At 67.3% G+C, this 19,630-nt stretch carries 16 protein-coding genes; 14 read left to right on the top strand and 2 right to left on the bottom strand.

Annotation, left to right across the window (positions count from 1 at the left end; all coding sequences use genetic code 11):
* The first annotated feature begins 39 nt into the window (after nt 1-39).
* On the top strand, nt 40-777 hold the full coding sequence (locus ABQZ09_RS11890; RefSeq protein ID WP_349776963.1) for an ATP-binding cassette domain-containing protein: 738 nt from the start codon (nt 40-42) through the stop codon (nt 775-777).
* Nucleotides 774-2,246, top strand: coding sequence for an ABC transporter permease/substrate-binding protein (locus ABQZ09_RS11895; protein WP_349776964.1), 1,473 nt, complete (start codon nt 774-776; stop codon nt 2,244-2,246). The genes ABQZ09_RS11890 and ABQZ09_RS11895 overlap by 4 nt, the downstream gene beginning before the upstream one ends.
* Before the next feature lie 117 nt (nt 2,247-2,363).
* On the opposite strand, the gene ABQZ09_RS11900 is transcribed toward ABQZ09_RS11895, so the two are convergent.
* Nucleotides 2,364-3,545, bottom strand: coding sequence for an aminotransferase class V-fold PLP-dependent enzyme (locus tag ABQZ09_RS11900; protein WP_349776965.1), 1,182 nt, complete (start codon nt 3,543-3,545; stop codon nt 2,364-2,366).
* Between the two features lie 71 nt (nt 3,546-3,616).
* On the opposite strand from ABQZ09_RS11900, the gene egtB reads away from it, so the two are divergent.
* From egtB to ABQZ09_RS11915, 3 genes are read left to right on the top strand one after another with little or no spacing between them, the layout of a single operon-like run.
* Nucleotides 3,617-4,900 carry an ergothioneine biosynthesis protein EgtB gene (gene egtB / locus ABQZ09_RS11905; protein ID WP_349776966.1) on the top strand — a complete coding sequence of 428 codons (1,284 nt, stop codon included), beginning with the start codon at nt 3,617-3,619 and terminating at the stop codon, nt 4,898-4,900.
* Entirely contained in the window at nt 4,897-5,883 is a 987-nt protein-coding gene (gene egtD / locus ABQZ09_RS11910) for an L-histidine N(alpha)-methyltransferase (RefSeq protein ID WP_349776967.1), read from the top strand. Before egtB ends, egtD begins: the two co-directional genes overlap by 4 nt.
* A 15-nt stretch (nt 5,884-5,898) precedes the next feature.
* Nucleotides 5,899-6,168: a DUF3253 domain-containing protein gene (locus ABQZ09_RS11915; protein WP_349776968.1), complete on the top strand. Its 270-nt coding sequence runs from the start codon at nt 5,899-5,901 to the stop codon at nt 6,166-6,168.
* A gap of 761 nt (nt 6,169-6,929) precedes the next feature.
* Here ABQZ09_RS11915 and ABQZ09_RS11920 read toward each other — a convergent pair.
* Entirely contained in the window at nt 6,930-10,637 is a 3,708-nt protein-coding gene (locus tag ABQZ09_RS11920) for an indolepyruvate ferredoxin oxidoreductase family protein (protein ID WP_349776969.1), read from the bottom strand.
* A gap of 195 nt (nt 10,638-10,832) precedes the next feature.
* Here ABQZ09_RS11920 and ABQZ09_RS11925 point away from each other — a divergent pair, with 195 nt between their 5' ends.
* From ABQZ09_RS11925 to ABQZ09_RS11965, 9 genes are all read left to right on the top strand, one after another.
* Nucleotides 10,833-11,468 (top strand): tetratricopeptide repeat protein, encoded by a 636-nt coding sequence (locus ABQZ09_RS11925; protein WP_349776970.1) that lies wholly within the window; start codon nt 10,833-10,835, stop codon nt 11,466-11,468.
* Between the two features lie 596 nt (nt 11,469-12,064).
* Nucleotides 12,065-12,982, top strand: coding sequence for an AEC family transporter (locus ABQZ09_RS11930; RefSeq protein ID WP_039414872.1), 918 nt, complete (start codon nt 12,065-12,067; stop codon nt 12,980-12,982).
* A gap of 67 nt (nt 12,983-13,049) precedes the next feature.
* On the top strand, nt 13,050-14,114 hold the full coding sequence (locus ABQZ09_RS11935) for a hypothetical protein (RefSeq protein ID WP_349776971.1): 1,065 nt from the start codon (nt 13,050-13,052) through the stop codon (nt 14,112-14,114).
* A 163-nt stretch (nt 14,115-14,277) separates the two neighbouring features.
* A complete protein-coding gene (locus tag ABQZ09_RS11940; RefSeq protein ID WP_005992682.1) occupies nt 14,278-14,910 on the top strand; it encodes a nucleotide-binding protein in 633 nt (210 codons plus the stop codon).
* Nucleotides 14,911-14,923: 13 nt separating this feature from the next.
* Nucleotides 14,924-15,400 carry a SixA phosphatase family protein gene (locus ABQZ09_RS11945; protein ID WP_005992684.1) on the top strand — a complete coding sequence of 159 codons (477 nt, stop codon included), beginning with the start codon at nt 14,924-14,926 and terminating at the stop codon, nt 15,398-15,400.
* Between the two features lie 3 nt (nt 15,401-15,403).
* Nucleotides 15,404-15,976: a YceI family protein gene (locus ABQZ09_RS11950; protein WP_349776972.1), complete on the top strand. Its 573-nt coding sequence runs from the start codon at nt 15,404-15,406 to the stop codon at nt 15,974-15,976.
* Nucleotides 15,973-17,988, top strand: coding sequence for a phospholipase D-like domain-containing protein (locus ABQZ09_RS11955; RefSeq protein WP_349776973.1), 2,016 nt, complete (start codon nt 15,973-15,975; stop codon nt 17,986-17,988). The genes ABQZ09_RS11950 and ABQZ09_RS11955 overlap by 4 nt, the downstream gene beginning before the upstream one ends.
* A gap of 241 nt (nt 17,989-18,229) precedes the next feature.
* On the top strand, nt 18,230-18,658 hold the full coding sequence (locus ABQZ09_RS11960) for a hotdog fold thioesterase (RefSeq protein ID WP_349776974.1): 429 nt from the start codon (nt 18,230-18,232) through the stop codon (nt 18,656-18,658).
* A 21-nt stretch (nt 18,659-18,679) separates the two neighbouring features.
* The gene (locus ABQZ09_RS11965; RefSeq protein ID WP_202903035.1) at nt 18,680-19,579 is read left to right on the top strand and encodes a lysophospholipid acyltransferase family protein; all 900 of its coding nucleotides are present in this window, start codon (nt 18,680-18,682) and stop codon (nt 19,577-19,579) included.
* Nucleotides 19,580-19,630: the final 51 nt, after the last annotated feature.

Raw genomic sequence — 19,630 nt, forward strand, 5'->3', positions numbered from 1 at the left:
TCGCGCCCGGCTGACGTCGGCTTGGGCAAGCTCGAGCGCATGTTCACTCTCGATCAGGTCAGCCGGCATTACGGCCAGTCCATTGCGCTCGACAACGTCACGCTGACAGTTGCACGTGGTGCGACCACGGCGTTGATCGGGCCGAGCGGCGCCGGCAAGTCCACCGTCCTGCGCATGCTGGTCGGGCTGGAATGGCCCGACAGCGGCAGCGTCAGCTTCGATGGCACGCCGCTGACGCGTGCCGGCCTGCAGGCGCAGCGCCAGCGCATCGGCTATGTCATCCAGGAAGGTGGCCTGTTTCCGCACATGGACGCGCGCAGCAATGCGGTGTTGCTGGCACGGACCCTGGGCTGGCCGCGCGAGCGCATCCAGGCGCGGCTGGAGAGTCTGTGCACGCTCTGCCAGCTGCCGCCGGCGTTGCTGGCACGCTACCCGGCCGAACTCTCCGGTGGCCAGCGGCAGCGCGTTGGCCTGATCCGTGCCCTGATGCTGGACCCGCCGGCGCTGCTGCTGGACGAGCCGCTGGGTGCGCTGGACCCCATCGTGCGGTACGACCTGCAGGCGCAGATGCGCGAACTGTTCGCCCAGCTTGGCAAGACCGTGGTGCTGGTTACCCACGACGTTGCCGAAGCCGCGTATCTGGCAGACACCCTGGTGCTGATGCGCGCAGGCCGCGTGGTGCAGCAGGGCAGCGCGCAGTCCTTGCTCGCGCAGCCGGCCGAGCCGTTCGTGCAGCGCTTTCTCAGCGCGCAGCGCAGCATCGGCGACGCGGCATGATCGCGCGCGTGCTTGCCATGGTGATGCTGCTGATCTGCAGCGGCGGCGCGTCGGCCGCCGGGGTGACGGTGGGCTCGAAGAATTTCACCGAGGCGGTGATCCTGGGCGAGATCGCCACCGCTGCCGGCAAGCGTACTGGGGTGGACGTGCAGCACCGCGCCCAGCTCGGTGGCACCCGCATCCTGTGGCGCGCGCTGGAGACCGGGCAGATCGACGCCTACGCCGAATACACCGGCACACTCGCGCAGGAACTGCTGCAGCTGCCCACCGCCAGCCAGGCCGAACTGCGCGAGGCGCTGGATGCACGTGGCCTGGCGATGACGCAATCGCTGGGTTTCGAGAACAACTATGCATTCGGCATGCAGCGCGAGCGGGCACGCGCGCTGGGCATCGCCACCTTATCCGATCTGGCCCGTCATCCAACCCTGAAGATCGGCCTGAGCAACGAATTCATGCAGCGCGCCGACGGCTGGCCCGGCGTGCGTGCGGCCTACGCCTTGCCGCAGACCGCCACCGGGCTGGATCACGATCTGGCGTATCGCGCGCTGCAGAGCGCAGCGATCGAGGTCACCGATCTGTACAGCACCGATGCGGAGATTCCGTATTACCGGCTGCAGGTGCTGCGCGACGACCGCCATTACTTCCCGGAGTACCAGGCGGTCTTTCTGTATCGCAAGGATCTGGCACAGCGCGCACCGGCAATGCTCAAGGCGTTGCAGGGGCTGCAGGGGCGTATCGACGAAGCCACCATGCAGCGGCTCAACGCGCAGGTGAAGCTGGAGCGCCAAGGCGAGGCGGCGGTTGCGGCGCAGTGGCTGGGCGTGGCGCCGGCCACGCAAGCCGATTCGCGTTTCAGTCGCTTGTTGCGTCACACGCGCGAGCATCTGGCATTGGTCGGCGTTTCGCTGGGCTTGGCGCTGCTGATCGCCTTGCCGCTGGGCGTGCTGGCCGCACGGCGGCCGCGTCTGGGCCAGTGGGTGCTGTCGTTGACCGGCGTGCTGCAGACGCTGCCGTCATTGGCCGTGTTCGTGTTCATGATCCCGCTGTTCGGCATCGGCGCGAAACCGGCGATTGCGGCGTTGTTTCTGTATAGCCTGCTGCCGATCGTACGCAATACCTACGCCGGGCTGACCTCGATCCCGCGCGAGCTGCGCCAGACCGCCGAAGCGATCGGCGTGCCCGCGTGGACGCGCTTGTGGCGGGTGGAGTTGCCGCTGGCGCGCCGCACGATCGTGGCCGGCATCCAGACCGCCGCGGTGATCAACGTGGGCACCGCCACGCTGGGCGCCTTGATCGGTGCCGGCGGCTATGGCCAGCCGATCCTCACCGGCATCCGTCTGGACGACATCGGCCTGATTCTGGAAGGCGCGATCCCTGCAGCGGTACTTGCGCTGATCGTGCAGGCGCTGTTCGAGGGGCTGGAACGCTGGGTCACCCCGCGTGGCTTGCGCTTCAGCCAGCGCGCTTGACGCGTAGGAGCGGACCCGGTCGCGACGGGGCGTTACACGGGGCACGGCGTTATCCCGGTAACGCCTGACAACGTTCGGTAACGCCCGTCGCGGCCGGGTCCGCTCCTACGTGCGGCTTCATGCCCCTGGCAGCGCTGCGATCAGACCTGACAGCGCCTCACCGGTGACACTCAGGTGCGGTGCGATACGCAGGCGTCCGTGACGCCGCGTGCAGATCGCCCCGCGTTCGCCAACGGTCGTTGCCACGGCCTCCAGCCGGTGTGCCGGCGGCTGCAGGGCGGTCAGGTGCGGCGCATGCGCGGGCGTGGACCAGCTGCCCAGACCGCGTGCCTGCAGGGCCGCATCCCACTGCGCGGTGAGCGCGCCAAGCGCTGCGGCGATTCGCGCAGGTTGCCAGGCAAGCACTTGTTGCAAGGCGGCGGTGGCCATCGCGATCCTCAACGGATCGGCCACCCCGCCGGCATCGAAGCGACGGGCGCCCTCGCGGTAGTGCGGTGCCTGCGCGATGGGGAATTCCCAACTGCTGCCGGCATCGCGGCCGATCCAGTGCTCCTCGATCGGCACCCCGTCGACGCGCCACGGTGCTGCCACCCACAGCCACGCCAGACCCATCGGCCCCAGCAGCCACTTGTGGCCGACGCTGACCACGAACGCTGGCCGCCAGCGCGGCAGATCGGTCGGCAACACGCCCAGGCTCTGGCTGAGGTCCAGCACCAGCGCCGCACCGCGTGCATGCAGCGCCGCGCTGATGCGGTCCAGGTCCAGCTGCCGTCCGTCCAGCCAGTACGCCTGCGGCAGGCTCGCGATGCGCAGCGCCGGTGTGCGCTCGATGGCCTGCAGCACCGCCTCGCTCAGGTCGGCGCCGCTGTCGGTCGGCACCGCCACGAGGTGCGCACCGACCTCGCTGCACCGCCGCTGCCAGATCAGCAGGTTGGACGGGAACTGCCCTTCCAGCACCAGCACCGCTTCGCCGCGCTGCAACGGCAGATTGCGTGCGGCCGTGGCCAGCCCATGCGCGGCCGATGGCAGCATCGCCACCGCGTCGGCATCGCCATCGAACACCTGCGCAGCCAACCCACGCAGCTGCTCGATGTCCCGCACCCACGTATCGAACGGCAACCGCCACGGTGTGGCCATCGCCGCGACGGCCTCATGGGCAACGCCCTGCACTGCACGCAGCAGTGGTCCGCGAGAGGCCGCGTCCAGATAGATGACCTCATCGGGCAGCGCAAATGCCTGTTGGCGGTGCGCCCAATCGAAGGGGGCGGGGAACGAGCTGGACAGCGAAGACGTTGGCATGCCAACAGCTTACCGCTGGCTGCCATGCCGCCGACACGGCGCGTTCACGGGCGCTGACCAAGCATACGGCGATGTCTGCAACCTCACCCCTGCTGGTCGATCGCCAGCAACAGCAGTTGTCCCTGCTGGAACGCTATGCGCAGACTCGCGCGTTGAGCGATCGCCTTGCCGCACCGTTGAGCGCCGAAGACGCGATGGTGCAGAGCATGCCCGATGCCAGCCCCAGCAAATGGCATCTGGCCCATACCACCTGGTTCTTCGAACGCTTCGTGTTGCAGGCCGACCCGGCGTATCGCGTGTTCGACCCGGCATGGGATTTCCTGTTCAACAGCTACTACCAGAGCGTGGGCCCGATGCACGCGCGCGCGCGTCGCGGCGTATTGTCGCGCCCGTCGCTGCAGCAGGTGCGCGACTACCGGGCGGCCGTCGACGGCCACATGCAGCAACGCCTGCAGGAGGGGCGGCTGGATGCGCAGGCCTGCACCATCGTGCAGTTGGGCATCCAGCACGAGCAGCAGCATCAGGAATTGCTGCTGACCGATATCAAGCACGCGCTCTGGAGCAACCCGCTGCAGCCGGCCTACCGCGATGCGCCGGTGCCGCCTGCCGCCATTGCCAGTGCGCTACGCTGGCACGCGCGCGACGAGCAGATCGTCGAGATCGGCGCTGCCGCATGGCCGCACTGCGACAGCTTTGCCTACGACAACGAATCGCCCCGTCACCGCGTGCTGGTGGGCGCGCATGCGCTGGCGCATCGGGTCGTGACCAACGCCGAATTCCAGGAATTCATCGACGCCGGTGGCTACCGCAGTGCCGGCGCCTGGCTCAGCGATGGCTGGGCCATGGTGCAGGCGCAAGGCTGGCAGCACCCGCTGTACTGGGACGCGGACGGACGCGAGTTCACCCTGGATGGCTGGCGCATGCGCGACCCGCATGCGCCGGTCTGTCATCTGAGCCTGTTCGAAGCCGACGCCTTCGCGCGCTGGGCCGGCGCGCGCCTTCCCACCGAAGCCGAATGGGAACAGGCCGCCACCGGCGTGCCGGTGCAGGGCAATTTCGTCGACGGTGATGCGCTGCACCCACGGGGCGCCGAGGCCGTGGACACCGGGTTGCAACAACTGTTCGGCGATGTCTGGGAATGGACCGGCAGCGCGTATCTGCCGTATCCCGGTTTTGCGCCGTGGCCTGGGTCGCTGGGCGAATACAACGGCAAGTTCATGAACGCCCAGTGGGTGCTGCGCGGCGGCAGTTGTGCCACGCCGGCCAGCCATATGCGCGCCAGTTACCGCAACTTCTTCCCTTCCGATGCGCGCTGGCAATTTGCCGGCGTGCGCCTTGCCAAGGATCTGCCTTGAACGCCGCCGCCCATGCCATGCAACGCGCCCATGCCGCGCTGACCGATCTGCGCCCGCAGCCGGACGACATCACTGCCGATGCCCTGGCCGGTCTGTCGCAGACGCCCAAGACGCTGCCGTCGAAGTATTTTTACGACGCCCGCGGGTCGGAGCTGTTCGAAGCCATCACCCGGCAGCCGGAGTATTACCTCACCAGCACCGAGCTGGGCCTGCTGGAGGCCAGCATGGCCTCGATCGCGCAGGCAATCGGCCCCGGTGTGCATGTGGTGGAATACGGCAGCGGCAGCGGGCGCAAGACCGAACTGCTGCTGCAGGGCCTGCGCGATGTGGTGGCCTACACGCCGCTGGAAATCTCGCGCACCGCGCTGCTGGACAGCACCGCGCGGCTGGCCCAGCAGTTTCCACAGATCCAGATGCTGCCGGTCTGCACCGACTTCACCAAGCCGCTGCGTCTGCCTGACGCACAGCGCCCGGCACGTCGCCACGTGGTGTTCTTCCCCGGCTCGACGCTGGGCAATTTCACCGACACTGCGGCAGTTGCGTTGATGGATGCCATGCGCCAGACCATGGGCAGCGACGGCTGCGCACTGATTGGCATCGACCTGGACAAGGACGCCAGCCTGATCGAAGCCGCCTACAACGATGCGGCCGGGGTCACCGCCGAATTCACCTTGAACCTGCTGGCGCGCCTCAACCGCGAGATCGGCAGCGACTTCGATCTGGACGGCTTTCGTCATCACGCGGTTTACGCGCGCGAGCGCGGCCGCATCGAAACCTTCCTGATCAGCCAACGCGCGCAACGCGTGCAGGTCGGCGGCCAGGACATCGCGTTTGCCGAGGGCGAGGCGATGCAGGTCGAATACAGCTACAAATACACCGACGCGCGCTTTGCCGAGCTGGCCGCCGCGGCAGGGCTCAAGGTCACGCACGGCTGGAACGACGCCAGGGACTGGTTCGGCCTGCGCCTGCTGCGTCCCCTGTAATGACGCGGTGCAGGCGTGCAACCGCCCGATGACGCACAGATTGCCGCGCTGATTCGGCGCTTGCTCGCGCAACGGCGGCCCGAGCAATCGATCTGCCCATCGGAGGTTGCGCGCGCACTGAGCGATGATGCGTCCGTGTGGCGCACCCTGATGCCGCAGGTGCGCGCGGTAGCTGCAGCGGCCGCAGAGGCCGGCGTCGTCCGTGTCACCCAGCAAGGCAGAACCGTGCAGCTGCCCGCCGTACGCGGGCCGATCCGCTTGATGCGCGGGCCGCAGTTCGACTGAGGTTTGGCCTGCACGATAAGCGGTACGCGCAATCACTTCGGGCCGGTTCACTGCAGGGTGGATGATCCAGGCGAAAGCTGTGATCTGTAGCTTGGCTGCAGGACCCTCGACCAGACTTGAAGACAGCCAACCATCACGACACGCACGATGCAAGCGTCGCTACCTGATTGCTTGACCCGGGCAGCAAAAGCGAAGAGCGGATAGTTTGCGCCGTTGCTGCAGGGCCCTTGCCCGCCCACCATCGCAGGACACGCCGCAAGTACATCCCTGTAGGCTCCGCGGCGGCATCCATGCCGCCAAGGGTCCCGCGACGGTGGGCGGGCAAGGACCAGTGGAGATGGTCGGTGTGCATGGATTTCAACAGCGACTAGCAAGCTGGGACGCGGTGTCTTTGCTTTTCAACAAAGCGTTTCAACAAAACCACCGGCCAACTGTCTGGCGTGGTGTCCTCGCCGATTGCGGGACCGTGTGGCGGCATCGATGCCGCCACCGAGCCCCCATGGACGGGTTGACGGCGTGTCCCGCGAGCGGTGAGGGCACCGCGCCCTCGACCAGGCTTGAAGATCGCCAAGCGCTCGCGATACGCACATTGCAGGTGTCTCAACCTGGTTGCTCGCTACGGGCAGATCAGGCGCAGAGCGGATGGTCTACGCCTTTGCTGCAGGGCCCTTGCCCGCCCACCCTTGCGGGACACGCTGCAAGTACATCCCTGTAGCTCCGTGGCCGCAGCGGTCGCGCTGCAGTGATTGCTGCAGGCTGCCTCAGGCCGCCTGCACTACGTGTAACGCCTTCGGGTTACGCCACTGCGCCAATAGCGCCGCCTCGCGTGCCTTGGCTTCCTGCAGATGCGCGTGCTTGATATGACCGTAGCCACGGATGTGTTCGGGAATGCTGGCGATCTGCGCGGCCAGGCCTACGTTGTCGGTATCCAGGCGCTCCAGCAGGCGCTCGACGGTGGCGATGTAATCGGTGATGAGCTGACGCTCGCCACGTCGCTCGGCGGTGTAGCCAAACACGTCGAGCTTGCCCCCGCGCAGGAATTTCAGCTTCGCCAGCAGCTTGAAGGCGGTGAACATCCACGGCCCGTATTCGCGCTTGAGCAGGTTGCCGTTGGCATCCTTCTTGGCCAGCAACGGCGGCGCCAGGTGGAAGCGCAGCGTGTAGTCGCCTTCGAACTGCTGTTGCAGCCGGCGCTGGAAATCGCCGCGCGTGTACAGGCGCGCCACTTCGTACTCGTCCTTATAGGCCATCAGCTTGAATGCGTAGCGCGCCACCGCTTCGGTCAAGGCGCTGCTGCCCGGCGCGCGTTGGGTTTCGTGCGTGCGCACGCGTTCCACCAACGTGCGATAGCGCTGCGCATAGGCGGCGTCCTGATAGTCGGTGAGGAATGCGACGCGGCGTGCGATGGCCTCGTCCAGCGATTGCGCCAGCTGTTCGTCATCGAGTGGATGTGCCGGTGCATCGGCACCGCCATGCAGCGTGCTGCCATCGGTCTGCGCCAGTGCACGCGGTGCGCTGGCACCGCTGAGATCGTGTTCTTCCCAGCTGCCCGGTGCGCGTGCGGCCGGCGTGTCGCCGTGCAGGTGCGCAGGTGCGTCCGTGGTGCCCAGGCCTGCTGCACGACGCACGGCCGGCAGATCCACCGCCGCCAGCCGGCCCCACGCAAAGGCCTGCTGATTCATCGCAACGGCCGCGCCATTGAGCTCGATCGCGCGCATCAGCGCCGCATGCGACAACGGCACCAACCCGTGTTGCCAGGCGTAGCCCAGCACGAACAGATTGCTGGCGATCGCATCGCCCAGCAGTGCGGTGGCCAGTTGCGTGGCATCCAGCAACAACGGCTCCTGCCCGCCAAGTGCAGTGCGCACGCCGGCGATGATCTCGGCGGCCGGAAATTGCAGATCCGGCTGCGTGGTGAAGCTGCCCGGCATCGCTTCGTAGGTGTTGAGCACCACCTGGGTGCGCCCATCGCGCACCTTGGACAGCGCCCAATAGTCGTTGACCACCACCATGTCGCAGCCCAGCACCAGGTCGGCTTCGCCCGCAGCGATACGCACCGCGTGGATGTCGCCGGGAGTGCGTGCAATGCGGATATGCGTGGTGACCGCGCCGCCCTTTTGCGCCAGGCCGGTCTGGTCCAGCACCGTGGCGCCCTTGCCCTCCAGGTGCCCGGCCATGCCGAGCAGCGCGCCGATGGTGACCACGCCGGTACCGCCTACGCCGGTGATCAGGATGTTCCAGGGCCGCTCCAGCGTGGTGCGTTGTGGTGGCGCGGGCAGGCTGTCCAGCAGCGCACTGGCGTCGCGCTGTTTGCCCTTGCGCGGCGCGCCGCCATGCACGGTGACAAAGCTCGGGCAAAAACCCGACACGCAGGAATAGTCCTTGTTGCAGTTGGACTGGTCGATCTCGCGCTTGCGCCCAAATTCGGTGTCCTTCGGCAGCACCGACACGCAAAAACTCTTCTCGCCACAATCGCCGCAGCCTTCGCACACCAGCGAATTGATCATGACTCGCTTGGGCGGGTCGATCAGCTTGCCGCGCTTGCGGCGGCGGCGTTTTTCGGTGGCGCAGGTCTGGTCGAAGATCAGGATCGACACGCCCTTGACCGTGCGCAGATGCTGCTGCACCGCATCCAGTTCGCCACGATCGTGAAACGCGACCTCGGCAGGAAACAGGTCGCGTCGGCGTGTCCATTTGCCGATGTCGTCGCTGACGATGGCGATCTCGTGGATACCTTCGGCGCGTAGCTGATGCGCGATGTCCGGCACGGTGAGCGTGCCGTCCACCGGCTGGCCACCGGTCATGGCCACCGCGTCGTTGTAGAGGATCTTGTAGGTGATGTTGACGCCGGTGGCCACCGACTGCCGTATCGCCAGCGAGCCACTGTGGAAGTAGGTGCCATCGCCCAGGTTCTGGAACACGTGCGGGGTGTCGGTGAACGGCGCCTGCCCCGACCAGGTCACGCCTTCGCCGCCCATGTGGGTGAAGGTGTCGGTGGCGCGATTCATCCACGTCACCATGTAGTGGCAACCGATGCCGCCGAGCGCGCGCGAGCCTTCCGGCACCACCGTGGAGGTGTTGTGCGGGCAGCCGGAGCAGTAATGCGGCACGCGCGGGAACTGCGCGCGGGGCAAGGCCATCTCCGCTTCCTTGGTCTCCATCCAGCGCAGCCGCTGTTCGATCGCGTCGGCGAATGTGCCCGATGGCAACCCGAACCGCTGGATGCGCCTGCCGATCACCGCGGCAATCGTGGCCGGGGTCAGCTCGCCAGTGGACGGCAGGATCCACGCGCCCTGCTCGTCGTATTTGCCGACGATGCTCGGCCGCGCCCCTGCACTGGCCGGCCAGTTGTAGAACAGCTCCTTCATCTGGCGCTCAATGAAGGCCTTTTTCTCTTCCACCACCACGATGTCTTCGAGCCCGCGCGCAAACGCGCTGATGCCCACCGGCTCCAGCGGCCAGGTCATGCCGACCTTGTACACGCGGATGCCGATCTGCGCGCAGGCCTGCGCATCCAGGCCCAGGTATTCCAGTGCCTGCAGCACGTCCAGGTAGCTCTTGCCGGTGGTGACGATACCCAGCCGCGCGCGTGGCGAATCCAGCACGATGCGGTCGATCCGATTGGCCCGCGCAAAGGCCTGCGCCGCGGCCACCGCATAGCGGTGCAGGCGCGTTTCCTGGTCCACCGGCGGGTCCGGCCAGCGGATGCTCAACCCGCCCGGCGGCAGCGCAAAGTCCTCCGGCAGCACGATCGTGCGTGCGAACGGGTCCACGTCCACCGAGGCGGACGATTCCACCGTTTCGGCAATCGTCTTGAAGCCGATCCAGCGCCCGGTGTAGCGGCTCATCGCCCAGCCCAGCAAGCCCATGTCCAGGATGTCCTGGACCCCGGCCGGGTTGAGGATGGGCATCATCGCGCTGACGAATTCGTCTTCCGAGCCATGCGGCAGGGTCGAGCTGCGGCAGGCGTGGTCGTCGGCGGCCAGCGCCAGCACGCCGCCAAAGGGCGAGGTCCCGGCCGCATTGCCGTGCTTGAACACGTCGCCACTGCGGTCCACGCCCGGGCCCTTGCCGTACCACATGCCGTAGACGCCCTGCACCTTGGCGCCGGGGAACAGGTTGGTCTGCTGGGTGCCCCACACCATGGTGGCGGCCAGGTCCTCGTTCAGGCCGGGGGTGAAGGTCACCCGGGCCGCGTCCAGATGCTTGCGTGCGCGCCACAGTTCCAGGTCCAGCCCGCCCAACGGGCTGCCGCGGTAGCCGCTGATGAAGCCGGCAGTATCCAGGCCGGCAGCCTCGTCGCGCAGGCGCTGCAGCAACGGCAACCGCACCAGCGCCTGCACGCCGGACAGATAGATGCGCCCGTCGGTGCGCGTGTATTTGTGGTCCAGCGTGTAGTCCGCATCCACCCGGCCGAGCTCCGGCGTGTTGGCAGAGTCGGGAGAAGAAAGTGCAGCGGTACTGGTCATGGCGTGCCCGGAAAGGGTGGCTGGGACCCGGTGCGTATCATCTGAAACCAGATGATTCGCCCGACGGATTCCAAAACGGCGGCGCAAAGTGTAACAGTCAGCCTTCACGCGCCCGTTCGCATGCGGATGCGCAGCCGTCGCGCTGCGGTTAGGATGGGGACGGGAAGGGGTCGTTTGCTGTCAGGGGAAAATACAGTGAAAAGGAAATACGCATGGGCCGCCTTGGCCCTGCTCGGGGGCGTGTGGTCGTTGGCGCAGGCACAGAGCCTGCCCAAGCCCAAGGAGTTCTATTTCGACGAAGACCGCAGCACCACCAAGGCGGTGGTCGCGGTGCAGGGGCAGGGCGATGCCGTGGTCGACCGCCTGGCCGCGATGGTGCAACGTGACGCGCGCGCGGCCGAACCGCGCGCCCAGCTGGCCTCGCTGGCCTATGCGGGCGGGCGCACGCAACTGGGTGATGAGCTATACCAGGGCGCGCTGGCACTGGTGTCCAACGGCAGCCAGCAATACCGCACGATTACCTGGAATTACGGCTGGGACCTGCTGCGCGCCGACAAGCCCGACAAGGCGCTGCAGCAGTGGGCCAACCTGGCCAATGGCCGCCCGGCCACGCCGGAGTGGCTGCCCGTGACGGCGGCGCTGGCCCTATGGCGCGCCGGGCGCAAGCAGGAGGCTACCGAGTGGTATGCCGCCGCCGTGCGCACCTGGCCCGATCGCTGGAGCAGTACCGCCAGCTACGCCAGTCTGCTGCCGGACTGGCGCGAAGCAGAGCGCGCCAGCCTGGCCGAGGTCTTCGCGGCATGGCAGGCCAACCCGCCCGCGTTCCCGTAAGCGCTTCGCCCCGCTGCGGGAATGTCGCGCAGCGGGCCGTGCACCGGGCCGAGTTGCTGCAGGGCCCTTGCCCGCCCACCATCGCAGGACACGCTGCGAGTGCGTCCATGTGGGCTTTGGCGCAGCATCCATGCCGCTCAAGGTCCCGCGACGGTGGGCGGGCAAGGACCAGTCGAGGTGGTCGGTGCGCAAGGATCTCAATAGCGACTAGCAAGCTGGCGACGCGGTGTCTTTGCTCTTCAACAAAGCCACCAGCCAACTGTCTGGCGTGGTGTCCTCGCCGATTGCGGGACCGTGTGGCGGCATGGATGCCGCCACCGAGCCTACAGGGACGTACTTGCGGCGTGTCCCGCGAGCGGTGAGGGCACCGCGCCCTCGACGCTGCGGCATTGCTGCACTTCTCTTACCCGGCCACCTCGCGGAACACGCCGCAGGTACGTCACGTAAGCGCTCATGCGGGATGCCGACATCGGGATAGACCAGATGACCGAATTGCATGCCGCGCCTCGCGTCAGCGCACCCACGCCAGCGTTCTGCCGACGCCCGCGCTGCGTCATGCGATCCTGTGCCTCTGTTTCCGATGGACCTGACCCCGCATGGCGGTGGATGCCTTTGCGTTGATCCTGGCGATGCTGGGCCTTGGCTTGCTGTTTGCCCGTCTGCGGGTGCTGCCCGACAACAGCGCCGACGTGCTCAATCGCGTGGTGTTGTACATCTGCCTGCCCGCCTCGGTGCTGACCTACGTGCCGCGCCTGCACCTGGATGCCTCGCTGGGCGGGGTGATCGCCACGCCGTGGCTGCTCACCGCGATCATCGTGCCGCTGCTGTGGGCTTGCAGCCGCCTGCTGCGACTGGGCCGTGCCGACTACGCCGCGCTGCTGATGTGCGTGGTGTTCACCAACTCCAGTTTCATCGGGTTTCCGATGGTGCGCGCATTGCTTGGCGATCGGGCCTTGCCGTATGCGGTGGTCTACGACCAGTTCGGCACCTTCGTGCTGCTGTCCACCTTCGGGCTGTACGTGCTGGCGCGCTACAGCGGCGACACCCCGCCGACCGCCAGGACCATCCTGACCCGGGTGTTGAAGTTCCCGCCGCTGTGGGCACTGCTGTTCGCGCTGACGTTGATGCCCGAGCAGCCGCCGGCCTGGATTGGCTCCGGGCTCAAGAGCCTGGCCGACGCCATGCTGCCGCTGGTCATGCTGGCGGTCGGCTTCTCGCTGCAGTTGCGTCTGCCTGCCGACGAGCTCAAGCCGCTGGCGGTCGGCCTGGTGTTCAAGCTGGCGGTGATGCCGGTCCTGGCGCTGCCGTTGTCCTGGGCGCTTGGTCTGCGCGGCCTGCTGCTGCAGACCAATGTGCTCGAATCGGCCATGCCCACCATGATCACCGCCGCCGCGTTGGCCATCTCGCATCGGCTGGCCCCCAGGCTGGCGGCGGCGATGGTGGGCTACAGCATCCTGCTGTCGTTGCTCACGCTGCCCGCGTGGGCCTGGCTGCTGGCGCAGCTGGTGGCTTGATGGCCCGTAACCCTTATGAAATGCTGATCCTCGACAACGTGCACCAGCACATGGACAGGAGCAGCACATGTACGGATATCGCGTGATCGGCAGTACGCTGCTTTGGATTGGTAGCGTCTGCATGGCACATGCCGCCTCGGCGCCGTCCTCCAATTTATCGGCTCCGGCAAATGACCCTGTCGTGGAGCAATGGGCGCAGCAGGTCGGCCAGACCATGCAGGCACGCCTGCGCAGCATGGCGGACAGCGGTGAACCCAGGCAGCTGTATCTGGCCGGTCTGTTGTGGGCCGGTTCCGAGTACGACGACACCGCGCCCGCCGCAGAGGGCGGCTACGCGCCGATCCAGCGCGTCTGGCTGCAGCGCGCCCTGGACGCGCGGCCGCGCGACCCGATGGTGGCGCGGATGGAAGCAGCCGGCTGCGCGTCTGGATTGCGCTGCGATCCAGACGCAGCGCTTGCCTTCCTGGAGCAGGCCGATGCCGGCAATGCGGATGTGCACCTGCGTGCCTACGCCGCTGCAATGCGTCGCAGCGATCAGCCGGGTGCCGAACGCGCCTGGCAGGCGGCGGTGCAGGCGGATCATTTCGACAGCGGCGCGCTGGAACTTGGCAACGCCCTGCGTGCCACCTACGACGGCGTGCAATGGCCATCGCTGACCTCGGTCAGCTTGCGCGCGCAACTCGACGCGCAAGGCCTGCCTTCCACTGGCGCGGGCATGGCCGCGATGTTCGTGATGGGCGCCTGGTCTGCACATGCACTCCCCGCGTTAGGCGATTTGGTGCGCCGCTGCACTTCCAATGTCGCTACGCCCGCATTGCGCGACGAATGCATGGCAGTGTTCAACAGCGTGGCCAATGACGAGTCCACCATGCTGACGGCCATGGTCGGGGCCAAGCGCATGGCCGCATTGAGCAGTGGTGCCGACGCCACGCGCTGGCAGGCGCGGCTGCGAGAGCTGGAGTGGCTGCAGCAGCAATACCAACGCCGCGCGCCCACGCCCACCGACCAAGCCATCGATCTGGACACCCTCCTGACGCAAGGCGAAGTGCCGGCGCTGCGCGCGCGGGCGCAGCGTCAAGGCCTTGCAACGCAGCCACCTGCGCAATGGCAGCCGAGCGCAGCGATCCAGTAATTCCGATAACCCCGCCGGCTGTCGTATGCCTCCGGCAGCTAGGTGCTGGGGAAGCCATGCTGCGTTGCGACACCTTCCGCCGTTCGACGTTTAACGCCTTTCGACTACTTCCTCACCCAACTGCGGTGTACGCTGCCGGCTTGCTCCCGGAAGCGAGGCGTGCATGAAGACAGTCCTGGTGGCCGCCTCCAAAGGCGGCGTCGGCAAGACCACGATCGCCACCAATCTGGCCGCACACGCGGCATTGCAGGGCCAGCGCACCGTGCTGGCAGATGCCGATCCGCAAGGCTCGTCCACCCGCTGGGCGCAGCGTCGCGCCAGCCTCGAAAGTGCGGTGCTGCCGATCGATGCCACCAAGCGCCGCAACTGGCAGGCCGCGGTGCCCGATGGCACCGACCAGCTGATCATCGATGCCCCGGCCGGCGCCATGGCCGACGATTTGAGCGGTTTCCTGGACCATGTCGACGCCATCGTGGTGCCGGTGCTGTCCTCGGCGCTGGACATCGAAGCGGTGGTGGGCTTCCTCAATACGCTCGCCAAGGTGCCGCGCGTGCACCAGCGCAAGCTGCCGGTGGGCCTGGTGCTCAACCGCGCACGTCCGTGGACCCAGACCTCGCAGCAGGCCGCCGAGATGATCGGCACCTGGCCCTATCCGCTGGTGACCCAATTGCGCGACACCCAGGCCTACGTGGTCATGGCCGGGCTGGGGCGCAGCTTGTTCGATTACCGCTCGGCGCAGGTGCGCGACCATCAACAGGACTGGGAGCCGCTGTTGAAGTGGCTCAAGAAGTCCTAACCGGAAAGTTCCCATGCGCGAATTGATCTTGTTGCGACACGCCCACGCCGAACCGGCCGACACCGGCCAGGCCGATTTCGACCGCCCGTTGTCGCCGCACGGCATCGCCGAGGCCGAATCGGCCGGGCGCTGGCTGCGCGAGCAGCGTCTGGTGCCCGACCGGGTGCTGTGTTCGCCGGCGCGGCGTGCCCGCGAGACCCTGGAAGCGGTCCTCGAGCTCACCGGCTATATCGAACAACGGCTGGACGAACGCATCTACGAGGCCACGCCCGGCACCCTGGCCAGCCTGGTGGACGAACATCGCGAGGCCGAGCGGCTGCTGCTGGTGGGCCACAACCCGGGCCTGGAGCGGTTGGCCGCGCTGATGCACAGCGGGCAGACCGGCGATTACCGCGGCATGCCGACCGCCTCGATCGCCCTGCTGGCCCTGCCGCTGGATGCCACCATCGAGCCGGGCATCGCCCGCCTGACCGCCTTCTGGTGGCCTTGATCCGTGACATCGTCGCTGCGCTGGTTCGCCTGGCTCGCGCTCTGGGTCGCGCTGCCCTGCCTCGCACAGCAGAAGGTGCACACCATCGACCCGGCGCAGTCGCGCTTTGGGTTCGAGATCAAGACCCGCTTCGGGATGAAGATGGAGGGGTTCTTCCCGCGTTTTCGCGGTGAGCTGGTGGAATTGCCGGACCGGCGCATGCAAGTGCGCTTCCGGCTGGACGCCACCCAGGTGGAGATTCCCGGCAAGGACCGCTACACCAGCTGGATGCGCGGCGAAGATTTCTTCAACGTGGCGCGTTACCCGGTGGTGGAATTCGAGTCGTTGCCTTACGCCGAAGAGGTGGTCAAGGGGGGCGGCGACATCACCGGCAACCTGACCATTCGCGGAATCACCCACATCGAGACCCTGCATGTGGCGCCAGCTGAATGCGCACGGCCGGGCTATGATTGCGACGTGATCAGCCGAGGTACGGTCCTGCGTGGACGTTACGGAATGAATGCGTGGCAGATGGCCCTGGGCGACAGGGTGACGTTCATTCTGCGTGGGCGGCTGCAGGAGGCGCGGCGCCCGTGAGGTTCCTGTTGAGGGTCCTGGTGCTGGCAACCCTGTTGCTCGGCACCGGATGCGCCGGCCTGTCGCAAACCGAACGCAACCGCGCGGCCGGTGTGGCCGCTGCCGCGCGCAGCACGGTGGTGGACTGCACCCAGGCCAACCGTTGCGCCCAGCCTTCGCCCTTGCGCGCGCTGGGTGGGCAGGCCATCACTGCCTCCACGCCGGCCGCGCCACGGCATTACGCCACCATCCTCGACCACGGCGAGGAATCGCTGGTGGCGCGGCTCAACCTGATCCGCAGCGCCACCCGCAGCATCGACCTGCAGACCTATATCTTCGACAAGGACGACAGCGCGCGCATGGTGCTGGACGCGCTGACTGACGCCGCCCGCCGCGGGGTCAAGGTGCGCATCCTGATCGACCAGCTGTCGGCGATCGCCGATCTGCAGATCCTGGGCGCACTCGCCAGCAGCCACGACAACCTGCAACTACGCATCTACAACCCCACCTTCGGCAAGGTCAAACTCAACTACTTTGACTATGCAGGCAGCGTGCTGTGCTGTTTCCGTCGCTTCAACCAGCGCATGCACAACAAGCTGCTGGTGGTGGACGACGTGCTCGGCGTGGTCGGCGGGCGCAATTACCAGGACGACTATTACGACTGGGACAGCGAGTACAACTTCCGCGACCGCGACGTGATTCTGGCCGGGCCGGAAGTGCGTGCGATGGCGGCCAATTTCGATGCGTTCTGGCGCGCGCGGCGCAGCATTCCGGCCGAGCGCCTGAATGATGTAGGCCGGCTGTTGCTGGAGCAGGGCGCCCCGCAGATGCCGCCGGCACAGTTCCGGCGCCCGGAGCGGGTGGCGCGGGTTGATCGCGAGGCCGGCGACGCGCAGTTCATACGCGACGCCTTCGTGACTCCGGCCATGCCGGTGCAGCGCGTGCTGTACGTGGCCGACCTGCCGCAAAAGCACCGCAAGGAACATGGCGCAAAGGCGGTGTCCACCGCGCCGGAACTCGATGGCCTGATCGCCAATGCGCAGCAGGAAGTACTGCTGCAGACGCCGTACCTGGTGTTGTCCGACGAGGCCCAGGCCATCTTCCGCGATCTGCGCAAACGCCCGCAGCCGCCGCGCGTCGTGGTGTCGAGCAATAGCCTGGCCGCCACCGACAACCCCATCGTGTACGCGCTCTCGTACAAGTTCAAACGGCGCAACCTGCGCGAGCTGGGCTTCAACGTATACGAGTTTAAGCCGTTCCCGCTGGATGCGCCGGTGGACTACGCCAACCTGGTGCCGGATCCGCTCAACCCCGCTTCCGAGGTCAACGAGGACAGCCGCGACAACCGGTTGATCGGCGGCAGCGCGGCCGGCAATGCGATGCGGGGCAGCAGCGGCGGGGACGGGCGCACAAGTGCCGGAAGCGTGATTCGCGGCAGCAGTGGCGGCGGCCGTGCACCCGGCGGCAGCGAAGTCGATCGCCGCGTGCTCCGCACTGAAACGCGGCCTTCGTTCCTGGGCACGCGCGCGGTCAACAAACCGCTGCCGGTGACCCGCGCCGGTGCGCGCATGGGGCTGCACGCCAAATCGCTGGTGGTGGACCGCCGCATCGGGGTGATCGGGACGCACAACTTCGATCCGCGCAGCGAGAACTACAACACCGAGGCCGCGGTCGTCATCGACGATGTGCGCTTTGCGCAGGCGCTGGCGGCCAGCATCGAGCGCGACATGAGCCCGGAGAATGCCTGGACGGTGGCTCCGCGCGAAAAACCGCCGCTGTTCAGTGGATTGAACTACAGCGTGGGCAAGGTGTCGGAAGCCTTGCCGGTGCTGGATTTCTGGCCCTGGCGCTATGCGACCAATTACGAGTTCCAGCCCGGCCCGGGCTGCCCGTTCCCGCTCAAGCGACAGGACCCGCAGTTCCGGCAGTGCTATGTGGCGGTGGGCGATTTCCCCGAGGTCAACGTCGGGCCGAAATGGCTGCTGGTACGCATGCTGACCGCGTTCGGTGCAGGCCTGGTGCCGATTCTCTGATCGCTGCGGCGTGCTGGCCTGGGCCGGCGCGCAGACGGCGCGTGGCGGAGTGCCGTGTTGCGCCTCTGCAATGGCATGTTGCGCGAAAATTGGCCGCGGCGCGCCGCCAACCTGCTGAGAGTCGCTGGCGCAATTCGGCCTGCAGATAGCCGAAAGGCAGTTGCATCAGACCCCAGCGCCGCCGATGCTGTCCCGATTCCCGATTCCCGATTCCCGATTCCCGATTCCCGATTCCCTGCCCATGACCTTCCGCGCTCCCGTCGACCTCGTTGCCCTCAACGCCTCCAGCAAAAACACCCTGATCGACCATCTCGGCATCGTGTTCACCGAGGCCGGTGACGATTGGTTGCGCGCCACCATGCCGGTGGACACGCGCACCAGGCAGCCCTACGGCCTGCTGCACGGCGGCGCATCGGTGGTGCTGGCCGAAACCCTGGGCAGCAGCGCCGGCAATCTGTGCGTGGATATGACCACGCAGATGTGCGTGGGGCTGGAAATCAACGCCAACCATCTGCGCGCGGCCACCGAGGGCCTGGTTATCGGCACCGCGCGCGCAGTGCATGTGGGGCGCAGCACCCAGGTCTGGGACATCGTCATCGAGAACCCGGCCGGCAAGCGGGTCTGCGTGTCGCGCCTGACCCTGGCCGTGGTGGCACGCAGCAATGGCTGAGCACGCCCGGCAACGGCATGGGTGGAACAGCGCCATCCGCTGCCGGCGCTGCGCCGCGCCCAGGCTGCTGTCACAATCGTCGTGCTCCCTTTCCCTGTCACCGGTCCCGTTGGTCGAATGAGCGAGTCATCCCTGGACGCCACGCGCGAGGCTGGCGGCGCGTCGCGTTGGTTCCGGTACCTGTATCGGGTGCCGTTGCTGCTGCTGCACCTGTGCATCGGCCTGCCGATCACCATGCTGTGCGTGGTGGCCCCGCCGCTGGCGCGCATCCGCACCGGCCCTGCAGACACCCTGGACGAGCGGATGATCCGCTGGTGGCAGGGCAACCTGATGCGCATCTTCGGCTTCCGGCTGCGCCGCTTCGGCACGCCGCTGTCCGGCGCGACCCTGTTCGTGGCCAACCACGTCAGCTGGGTCGACATCTCGATGCTGCACAGCCAGCGCGTGATGGGCTTTGTAGCCAAGCGCGAAATCGCCGGCTGGCCGCTGGTGGGCTGGCTGGCGACCAAGGGCCAGACCATCTTCCATCAGCGCGGCAATACCGAATCGCTGGGCGGGGTGCTGCTGGAAATGCTGCAGCGCCTGCGCAGCGGCAAGCCGGTGGGCGTGTTCCCGGAAGGGCGCACCCGCGGCGGCACCGAAGTCGGCCCGTTCCATGCGCGCATCTTTCAGGCAGCGGTGGAGGCCGGCGTGCCGGTGCAGCCGGTGGCGCTGCGCTACGGCGTGCGCGGCAGCGCGCAGGCGGTGGTGGCCTTCGGTGAGCGCGAGAGTTTCTTCGCCAATATCGTGCGCCTGCTCGGCGAGCCGCCGCGGCTGGCCGAGGTGCATTTCCTTGAGCCGATCGCCGCATTCGATCTCGAAGGACGTCGTCGCCTGGCCGATACCTCGCGGCAACGCATCATCGCCGCGATGGAGTCCTGAGCCGACCATGCACGGGCGTATCTTCCTTGCGGCCAGCGTCCTGCTGCCGGG

Source organism: Xanthomonas sp. WHRI 6106 (assembly GCF_040202405.1).
GTDB classification, from domain to species: Bacteria; Pseudomonadota; Gammaproteobacteria; order Xanthomonadales; family Xanthomonadaceae; genus Xanthomonas; species Xanthomonas cannabis.

Bases quoted from the DNA above. Each gene is read 5' to 3' on its own strand.
- ABQZ09_RS11890 (WP_349776963.1), top strand. From the start codon at position 40: ATGTTCACTCTCGATCAGGTCAGCCGGCATTACGGCCAGTCCATTGCG.
- ABQZ09_RS11895 (WP_349776964.1), top strand. From the start codon at position 774: ATGATCGCGCGCGTGCTTGCCATGGTGATGCTGCTGATCTGCAGCGGC.
- ABQZ09_RS11900 (WP_349776965.1), bottom strand. From the start codon at position 3,545: ATGCCAACGTCTTCGCTGTCCAGCTCGTTCCCCGCCCCCTTCGATTGG.
- egtB (WP_349776966.1), top strand. From the start codon at position 3,617: ATGTCTGCAACCTCACCCCTGCTGGTCGATCGCCAGCAACAGCAGTTG.
- ABQZ09_RS11920 (WP_349776969.1), bottom strand. From the start codon at position 10,637: ATGACCAGTACCGCTGCACTTTCTTCTCCCGACTCTGCCAACACGCCG.
- ABQZ09_RS11930 (WP_039414872.1), top strand. From the start codon at position 12,065: ATGGCGGTGGATGCCTTTGCGTTGATCCTGGCGATGCTGGGCCTTGGC.
- ABQZ09_RS11935 (WP_349776971.1), top strand. From the start codon at position 13,050: ATGTACGGATATCGCGTGATCGGCAGTACGCTGCTTTGGATTGGTAGC.
- ABQZ09_RS11940 (WP_005992682.1), top strand. From the start codon at position 14,278: ATGAAGACAGTCCTGGTGGCCGCCTCCAAAGGCGGCGTCGGCAAGACC.
- ABQZ09_RS11945 (WP_005992684.1), top strand. From the start codon at position 14,924: ATGCGCGAATTGATCTTGTTGCGACACGCCCACGCCGAACCGGCCGAC.
- ABQZ09_RS11960 (WP_349776974.1), top strand. From the start codon at position 18,230: ATGACCTTCCGCGCTCCCGTCGACCTCGTTGCCCTCAACGCCTCCAGC.